The organism is Paraburkholderia madseniana (assembly GCF_009690905.1).
Taxonomy (GTDB): Bacteria; Pseudomonadota; Gammaproteobacteria; order Burkholderiales; family Burkholderiaceae; genus Paraburkholderia; species Paraburkholderia madseniana.
Map to the genome: position 1 here is coordinate 1 of NZ_VOSW01000189.1, position 8,248 is coordinate 8,248.

Consider the following 8,248-nt stretch of genomic DNA (forward strand, 5'->3'; position numbering starts at 1 on the left):
AGGACCTTTTGGTGTGGTGTTCGCACCACGCCCTTTTTCATTCCCGGAATTGCCCTCGCGCGACACCCTGAAAACCTCCGCACCGGCTTCCCATTCCGCAATCTCCAGTCTGAACGCAAATGCACCATGGCAATCGACGAAGCGCTTCGAAACCAGATCGAACAACTCACCCAGCAAGCCAAAGCTGCACGAGCCGATGAACTACAAACCTCAATCGCGGAAATTCGAGTGAAGGGGTTGGTCCCATACCGGCGCATTCCGACGCGTGCTTATGGATATGCCGACCCAGAGTGGAAGCCGGAAGCGTCGTTGAAGTGCTATATGCCGAACGGTATCACGGGCGAGTGCCTTACGCCGGTCAGGGCCTGCGCAGCAGCCTTTCGAGATTAGCGAGTCTTTATCAGGAGATGCGATGTCTACTTCGATGTCTGTCAATAGCGCGACAGCAGCCAATCAGTCAAATACGTCTGACACGGCGACTATCTTGCAGCTGCAAAAACTCGAGAAGGCGATTGGGCGTCAGTTCAAGGCCGCAATAGCTGAAGCCCAAAAGAGCCCAAGGGACCCGCAAACCCAGCTGCTGGTGGCGCAACTGTCCGCCCAATTCGCTGCAGTTCAAAGCGATATAACTGAGCTTGAGGGCACCAGCACGCTCAACTCGGGCAAATCGAACCTAAAGGCAACGCAGCAGGCGAGTCGTACGCTGGATGAGCAAAGGAATGAAGAGAAGGCGAACGAAGCGAACAACATCAATCAAGAAGACGGCCGGACTTCAGAAGTCCGGCCGAAGCGGATTCGGCTTGATCTGACCGGCACCTACATCGACGACGCGGTCTAGACCGACGCCGGATAGGGGCGCCTCCCTAGCGAGCAGGGGGGCGCTAAGAGCCGTTTATATAGATTCCTCCGAACATAAGTGTGCTGCATTGACTTGTTGATCTACATGCTGAACGGCTTGCAATCCGGGAGGCGACATAAGCGACTCTTCGCCGGAGATAAACGAATGGTCATTCACGTCAAGTTTGAAGAATCGTTTTGCAACAATACTGTCGCGGCCGTTGCGTAGCAAGACGTCGCATTCGGCGCCATGCTGATCGACTGCCCGCTACAGGAGATAAGGCTCGCCGCGTGACGTTGCCACCACCTAACGTGTCACAGCGATGAGATTCCTTCAGAGCGTACGTTACGATCACGCCCCGATCTAAGAGAAATTCTTCGATGTTGCGCAAGCTCAACTGGAAGCGAAAACCAGCGCATAGCGCAACTGATGACAACAGCAGGGAAACGGTGACCGTGATAGAGCCCTGTCGCGAATGTCCACGTGATGATGCCTGCGACTCAGAACGTGTTGGCCGAAATGCGTGCTCGATTGCGAGTTTTGGTCTGTCTGCTTTCGACAAAGTTAGTCATGCAATTCAAAGTACAAGCTACAAGCGAACCTCACTCTGGAGCTAAATTGATGAAGAAGTCACTTATCGCACTCGCCGCGCTGGGCGCTTTCTGCGGCGTTGCGCATGCGCAAAGTAGCGCGACGCTGTACGGGATCGTAGATTCCGGGATCACCTACACGAACAGCCTGAAGGGGCACTCCGCATGGCAGGCGACTAGCGGCAACGAGCAGGGCTCGCGTTGGGGGATAATCGGTTCGGAAGACCTGGGCGGCGGCAGCAGAGCGATCTTCCGCCTTGAAAACGGCTTCAATGTCGAGACGGGCGCGCTTGGTCAGGGCAGTCGCGAATTTGGCCGGCAGGCATATGTGGGCCTGACGAACAACGGCTTCGGTACGGTGACGATGGGTCGTCAGTACAACTCGTTCCAGGATTACGTCGCTCCGCTGCAGATCAGTTCGACACTCACGCAGTATTCGACGCACCCGCTCGATAACGACAACCTGAACAATACCTTCCGCACCGACAACTCGGTGAAGTACGCGACGCCAGTCTTCGTAGGCTTCCAGGCGGATGCAATGTACGCGTTCTCGAACTCGACCAACTTTGCCGCCAACCGCAGCTGGAGCGTAGGCGCTAGCTATGCGAACGGTCCGATGCATCTGGGCGCAGGCTACGCGCGCCTGAGCACTCCGGCGCTCGACACGACCGGCGCGATTCCATCAGACAATTACTATTCTCCGACCTACCTGAAGAGTGCTACGGGCATGCAGACGTGGGGCGTGGGCGGCACCTATGATTTCGGCGCGGCAACCCTCGGTCTGCTGTATACCGGTTCATTGTTTAGCGCGGCCACCGGAACACCGTTCACTCCGTCGGCGAAGGGCTCCCTGCACTTCAACAACTACGAAGGCAGTTTCCGCTACAAGTTCACGCCGGCCCTGATGTTTGCGCTCGGAGAAACGTATACCGAACTGACTCAAGGCACGGCATCGGGACACTATCTGCAAACCAGCGCAGGCATGCAGTACTTCCTGTCCAAGCGCACGGACGTCTACGTGAACGCGATCTACCAGAAGACGTCGCGCAACCTGAACGCATGGATCGACGGTATTGGTTCGGCGTCGACGACGAGTACGCAGGTTTCGGGTGTGGTCGGTATTCGCCACAAGTTCTAAGTGCGCCGGGAGACCGGCAAGGAGTAGGTGGTGCAAGTCCACAGCGATGAAGGAGTAGCGAACCACATCGGCCCCGAGCCGTGCGCAGGTCATCGCGAGGTGATCGGCGAAGCGTCGGTAGGGGAGCGTGCGGGCCAGCCATTGAGCCGTGATATTGTGTAAATCCCGGATGCCGACTCCGTTTAGAACGCGGAAGGCAACACGGAGGGGCGCGTGAGCGCGAGCACCCCTGCGATCCGGCGTGGTCACGGGCGCCAACCGGCACGACTCGATGGCATTCGAGCCCACGCTCGATGCCATTCCGGCAGTCTCGAGCCTGAATGGCCATCAGCCTGTCCACGCTAGATCATCAAGTCGGTCAATCGTCTCTCATACTGGCCAGCACCTATGCCCATACAAGGGTATCGAATCCTGAGCACTATGCTTCGGAAGACATCATGTTCTTCGACGCAATCAACTTGGGTGTCGGATGGCAGCCGCAGACGCATAGATCATCGCTCAGGGCCGCCTGTCTTCCATCTGGTGCGATCATAACCTGCCGTCTTATCATCGTTCAAAATCAGATATCTCGCCACACGCGCATCTCGCTAGCAAAGAACGCGTAAGGGCTGCGCAAAGCGTGAAACACGTGGGCGCAGACACATGAGTCTCAAACGCGCGTCGCCACGGCTCGACTAAAACGGTGATCGAGGTCCCAGCATCTTCGCCGACACTACAACGCGGGCAGCAAACCGCGCGACGTGCAGAAAACGGGTTGTGCAGATATTCGCTTGGTGTCGTGTTCGCAAGTTGCTTTTTTTGCTTTAGGAAATCGAATTCGTTCCGTGAGAAATGGACATAATCTCGTACAGAACAGTTCTGACACGGTTTAGAGGCATGTGCGACCTTTGATCCGTCCGATGACTCGCACAGGGTAGTCACGCGGATGATAGTAGTCCCGACGCTTCCCGATGCAGGAACCACATCGTTCCGAAACTCGCTCTCAACAGGAAGGCAACCAAACCGGACAGGCTTTATTGCCTCAATTGTGGAAGGACGCTAAAAGATTTCTACAATGCGTGGCTTTCAGCCATCGTGGTTTTCGGTGTCTTGATATGTATGATTTATTTTCGCCACGGACATTCGTGAGCGCAGCGTTCGCTTCACATTCCAGAGATCACCGTCAGCACGACCCGTGTCACAGAATCGCAGAAACGGCCCGCAACCGGCCAGCCACGCAGACAGCCTTTTAGCAAGACAATGCTGCTACCTCAGTCCGCTACTTATGTACGCGAGCAATCGCTGCATAGACATCTTGCATTGGCGACATCTCGGGCGGGAAAGGACAATGGCGACTTGCTCGCGGAACTCGTGAAAGCGCTATACCTAGCCTGTATGAAAGCCGTGCTCGAAAAGGCAAACTGCGGCACGCGGCACGATCTGTCGTCCTTTCTTCTTTCCTTGCCGCAGCGGAACACGCCGTCGGCATGATCACATGTTCGGTGTCAGCCGTTCCCCCCTCAAGCGGGGGAAGATCGGCATGCGAGACGATGGCAGTATGTGCACTAACTTTTCTTCGCGTCAAGCGTCGATACGCTACAGGATGGGTCGAGTTTTATCCGTGCGGACCTCCGCTCCCGCGCGGCAAACGAGGGCATCCAAGCGTCAGCGGGCGATCACTACGGTTCAGAGAGTTACTGCCGCAGTGAAATCGGCTGCTGCTCTCTGACAGACCTCCTAACCGGAACCGGTGCATTGCGCGGACGGCACTCGTGACGTCACGACGAACCCACCCAGGCAACCAGCGGACCTGCACGCTCCGCTCTCCAACGTAAGCAACGACGAGCGAACAGATTGCAAAGGGCCGCACAGATGAGGTTGGTGTTCTTCAGCAGCGCTGGACGATTCAGAAACGATAGTCATTCAACAGGAACGGTCCGTTATGCGATGGTTCAAAAATTTCAAGCTACGCGACAAACTGCTGGCATCATTCTTGCTTTCCGCTCTCCTAACTGTTTTGGCGGGGGCGGTGGGTGCAATCAGGATACGCGAGTTGGCCTCGATGCAGGTGGCGATGTATGAAACCGAGGTTGTGCCCATACGCCAGATTGGCACCGCTGCCTGGCAGGCCGCAGCGCATTATCGGCGTTTATACGATTACGTGGTGAAGACAGATCCCAAGGGCCGCGAGGACACGCTTCGTTTCAACTCGAAGGGGGAGGAGGCTGTTATCTCCGCTCTCAGCTATGAACGGACACATATCTTCAACGACAGGCAGAAGCAACTGTTGACCGACTTCGATACAACCTGGCCCGCTTACCTGGCTTCTGCACGAAAAGTGGAGGAGGCCGCCCGGCAGGGCGACCAGACGTCTGCTCTACAAGAAATGCGGGAAAAGACCGATGGTTTGCAAATCAGGATCCGGTCGATCCTGATCGATTTCTCAAATATGCGCGACATGTCAGCCAAGGCGCGTGCGGAAGCGGGAGTCGCCGCGGTAGGTGAGGTAACGTGGATGATCGCCGTCTGCTCTGTAGTTGGTGTAGGGCTTGCTCTTGCGCTCGGTTTCCGGGTTACGCGGTCGATCACGCGAGAGATCGGCGGCGAGCCGCAAGGCGTCGCCCAGGTGGTCCATCAGATTGCCCTAGGCAACCTAGATACAAGAATCCATTTGCGCGATGACAATGCGCGCAGCGTGCTGTCAAGAACACGACAGATGCAAGACAGCTTGCGCACCGCGGTGAGCTCCATACGTGCCAGCAGCGAGTCAGTTTCGGCGTCATCCTCTGAAATCGCACAGGCGAATCAGGACCTTTCTCAACGGACAGAACAGCATGCGGCCTCGCTCGAAGAAACTGCGTCGAGCATGACGCAATTGACACAGACGGTGAAGCAGAATGCGGATAACGCGCGTCAGGCGAACGCGCTGGCGTCTAACGCTTCGATAGTAGTGGAGAAGGGCGCTCAGACTGTCGAAAAGATGGTCCAGACCATGCGCAATATCAGGGCGAATTCGTCGAAGATCGCTGAGATCACCGGAGTCATTGAGGGCATCGCATTTCAGACCAACATCCTGGCATTGAACGCGGCCGTCGAGGCTGCTCGCGCGGGCGAGCAGGGGCGAGGCTTTGCCGTCGTCGCCGGTGAGGTCCGCAACCTGGCCCAGCGCTCGGCCGCAGCAGCGAGGGAAATCAAAGAGCTGATTGGCTCGTCGGTCGTCGTCGTTGAGGATGGCTCACTGCAAGCTGAGGAAGCAGGCATCACGATGACTGATGTCAGACGGGGAATTAAAAGGGTGTCGGACATCGTCAGCGAGATTGTTGCTGCATCGGCGGAGCAGAGCCGCGGCATTGAACAGGTAAATCAGGCTGTCATTCAGATGGACGACGTGTCGCAGCAGAACGCCGCGCTCGTTGAGCAGGCCGCGGCCGCCGCTCAATCGCTGGAAGAACAGGCGATGAAGCTCAAGGATGCAGTTGCCGTGTTCAAGTTCGCCGACGACGGGGCTACACCGCGGCTCGGGCACTTTCGGAGAGAAAACATCGCCCGCCAGTGTTGAAGACTGGCCGGGTACGCTCGGCGGAAATCCGAAAACCACGGCCACCCGTGATCACCCTCACGCACACCATTCCCATAGCGGGGTACGGGCAGCACAGAGTGGCAAGCGTTTTGAGTGGGGCTGGGCCCGAACTGCGGTGAAGCACCGCTGACTTTACTGACGAAATTCCGGCGAATTCAAAGAGCACGGCGGCTTCGGCTGCCTGACTCGCCTATATGCATTGTGTTTGATGCCGTTGTGCGGCAGCACCCGGCTCAAGTCTGGGGGCGACGTCAGAACGCTTTTCCCATTCTGGACATTGCGTTCAACGAGCAGTGGTAATACGCCTCGTGGGATCGTTGTGAAAACGCTTGAGGACCAGTACATTGAACTATATGTGACCGGAAAGCCGCGTGACATGTTGTGGATAGAGCGATTTGCACCGTCGGATGTGGGAATGGTCGTGGCCGAACAGGATGGTGTCCGTTTCGTTTTCTCGGGAAGCGAAAAGCTCGTGGAGTGGGTGGCGCAACTGAAGCCGTCGCATGTCAGCGAGCTGCCAATGAGATTGGCAATTCATTCTCGCGTGTTGGTGTCTTCGAAGCTGAGTGGCTTCGATTAATCACGGACGGCTAGTGCAGTGTTATCCAGCGCTTAGAACACTGCACTAGCCTGAGTCCGGTCCCCCAGAGCGCTCGGCTGTGACGAACGTCGTGCGGTGACGCGCGATCCGGTCGCGGGAGAGTACGCATGGCGTCCTGCTGTCACAGCTTACCGAAACAGGGTTAAAAGCAACAAACGCTGTAATCGTTTCGCACATCTCCATTTGGCGGACCGGCGTTAACCGGAGCAGACGTGTTGTGCCCAAGCGTCCATAAGTGGACGTCGTTGTTCAGGCAGATCAGTGCGGTGGTACGCCGCTTCGACCTTGTTCGCAACGGTATGCGCGACGGTGCGCTCGGCAAGGTCGCGCACGTAGCGTGTTCGCTCGCCCAATCCCGGAGGCTTGACCGAAAACCATGCGCGGTTGCGACGCGTCCAGCAGTATCGCTCTCGGCCTTGACACGGCGAAGCAAAGCAGTCAGTGGCATGTCGCTCAGTACTTTCTCACGTGGCGATGGAAATGCCAGAGAGAGTCATGCAGCCGCTGTTCCTTAAGAGTTTGCACCAGCGCGGTGGCAACCTCCGGCAAGGGCACGCGATGCGGCTCTTTCGCTTTCATTCTTTCCGCAGGAATTCGATGCGGCTGGAAAGCGTTTGACGCGAATATGGCGGCCTCAGTCACCGCCCACGACAGTCGGAACGGTTGTAAGCGCCTAGCCATCCCATCTTGAGTTGCGTTGACGGTCTTGGGAGCATCGTATCCACTAAAAATAGGTGGACACGTGAACACTATCGAAGAAGAAGCGCCACTTGGCCGTCGTCGACGCCGGCGCTATAGCGTCGAGTTCAAAGCCCAGGTGGTCGCGGCTTGCCAAGGACCCGGGGTGTCGCTCGCGGCCATCGCGTTGCACCACAAGCTGAACGCGAATCTGCTGCGACGTTGGGTAGAGCAGGCCGAAACGAACGATTGCGTGCTGGTGGCGCGTAGCGACGTGGGGGCGCCGTCGGCACCGGCACCGGCATTTGTGCCGTTGCCGCTTGAGGCGAGAAGCGCGCGTACGGCTGAGATTCGCGTCGAAGTTCGTCGCGCAGACCAGTCGATTACGGTTAGCTGGCCGACATCAGAGGCAGCACAATGCGCCGCCTGGCTGCGAGAGTGGCTCGCGTGATCCGCATTGATGAGGTGTGGCTGGCAGTCGACCCGCTGGACATGCGCGCGGGCTTCGATACTGCACTGGCGCGGGTGATCAAGGTGTTCGGCGCTGCGCATCCGCACCATGCCTACCTGTTCGCCAACCGGCGGGCCAATCGCCTGAAGGTGCTGGTTCACGACGGCATCGGTATCTGGCTGGCAGCGCGACGGCTGAACGAGGGACAGTTCGTCTGGCCTCACGCTGGCAGCGAACCCAGGCAACACGCGCTCACGCAGGAGCAACGTAAGCAGCCGGCGAAGTCATCTTGATCGGTAAGTCGAGCAGCCCGACGATCATGTCCATTCAAATTTTAAATGGACAGGTGTACATGATGGACGAAGTCGAGGTTGTCCAGGATGTGGTTCAGCC

General features: G+C 57.4%; 8 protein-coding genes and 2 pseudogenes. 8 read left to right on the forward strand and 2 right to left on the reverse strand.

What is annotated here, in order from left to right; all coding sequences use genetic code 11:
* Both FSO04_RS44210 and FSO04_RS44215 read left to right on the forward strand, forming a co-directional pair.
* Positions 1–390: hypothetical protein (locus FSO04_RS44210; protein WP_206753090.1), on the forward strand; the 390-nt coding region annotated here is incomplete at its 5' end.
* Between the two features lie 22 nt (positions 391–412).
* Positions 413–838 carry a hypothetical protein gene (locus tag FSO04_RS44215; protein ID WP_154567632.1) on the forward strand — a complete coding sequence of 142 codons (426 nt, stop codon included), beginning with the start codon at positions 413–415 and terminating at the stop codon, positions 836–838.
* A 183-nt stretch (positions 839–1,021) separates the two neighbouring features.
* Here the strand turns inward: FSO04_RS44215 and FSO04_RS49035 are convergent.
* A pseudogene (locus FSO04_RS49035) lies at positions 1,022–1,135 on the reverse strand (IS6 family transposase); the annotation flags it as partial.
* A 43-nt stretch (positions 1,136–1,178) separates the two neighbouring features.
* A pseudogene (locus FSO04_RS49040) lies at positions 1,179–1,257 on the reverse strand (IS6 family transposase); the annotation flags it as partial.
* 202 nt (positions 1,258–1,459) lie between these two features.
* Here FSO04_RS49040 and FSO04_RS44220 point away from each other — a divergent pair.
* From FSO04_RS44220 to tnpB, 6 genes are all read left to right on the forward strand, one after another.
* On the forward strand, positions 1,460–2,566 hold the full coding sequence (locus tag FSO04_RS44220) for a porin (RefSeq protein WP_154567633.1): 1,107 nt from the start codon (positions 1,460–1,462) through the stop codon (positions 2,564–2,566).
* A gap of 320 nt (positions 2,567–2,886) precedes the next feature.
* A complete protein-coding gene (locus FSO04_RS48945) occupies positions 2,887–3,171 on the forward strand; it encodes a hypothetical protein (RefSeq protein WP_154567634.1) in 285 nt (94 codons plus the stop codon).
* Between the two features lie 1,316 nt (positions 3,172–4,487).
* Positions 4,488–6,104 carry a methyl-accepting chemotaxis protein gene (locus FSO04_RS44230; protein WP_154567635.1) on the forward strand — a complete coding sequence of 539 codons (1,617 nt, stop codon included), beginning with the start codon at positions 4,488–4,490 and terminating at the stop codon, positions 6,102–6,104.
* Between the two features lie 340 nt (positions 6,105–6,444).
* Positions 6,445–6,705, forward strand: coding sequence for a hypothetical protein (locus tag FSO04_RS44235; protein ID WP_154567636.1), 261 nt, complete (start codon positions 6,445–6,447; stop codon positions 6,703–6,705).
* Positions 6,706–7,468: 763 nt separating this feature from the next.
* Positions 7,469–7,855, forward strand: coding sequence for an IS66-like element accessory protein TnpA (gene tnpA, locus FSO04_RS44240; protein WP_233465438.1), 387 nt, complete (start codon positions 7,469–7,471; stop codon positions 7,853–7,855).
* A complete protein-coding gene (tnpB, locus tag FSO04_RS44245; protein ID WP_199203115.1) occupies positions 7,843–8,148 on the forward strand; it encodes an IS66 family insertion sequence element accessory protein TnpB in 306 nt (101 codons plus the stop codon). The genes tnpA and tnpB overlap by 13 nt, the downstream gene beginning before the upstream one ends.
* Positions 8,149–8,248 lie beyond the last annotated feature (100 nt).

Coding starts and splice junctions, on each gene's coding strand:
- FSO04_RS44215 (WP_154567632.1), top strand. CDS start 413: ATGTCTACTTCGATGTCTGTCAATAGCGCGACAGCAGCCAATCAGTCA.
- FSO04_RS44220 (WP_154567633.1), top strand. CDS start 1,460: ATGAAGAAGTCACTTATCGCACTCGCCGCGCTGGGCGCTTTCTGCGGC.
- FSO04_RS44230 (WP_154567635.1), top strand. CDS start 4,488: ATGCGATGGTTCAAAAATTTCAAGCTACGCGACAAACTGCTGGCATCA.
- FSO04_RS48945 (WP_154567634.1), top strand. CDS start 2,887: ATGGCCATCAGCCTGTCCACGCTAGATCATCAAGTCGGTCAATCGTCT.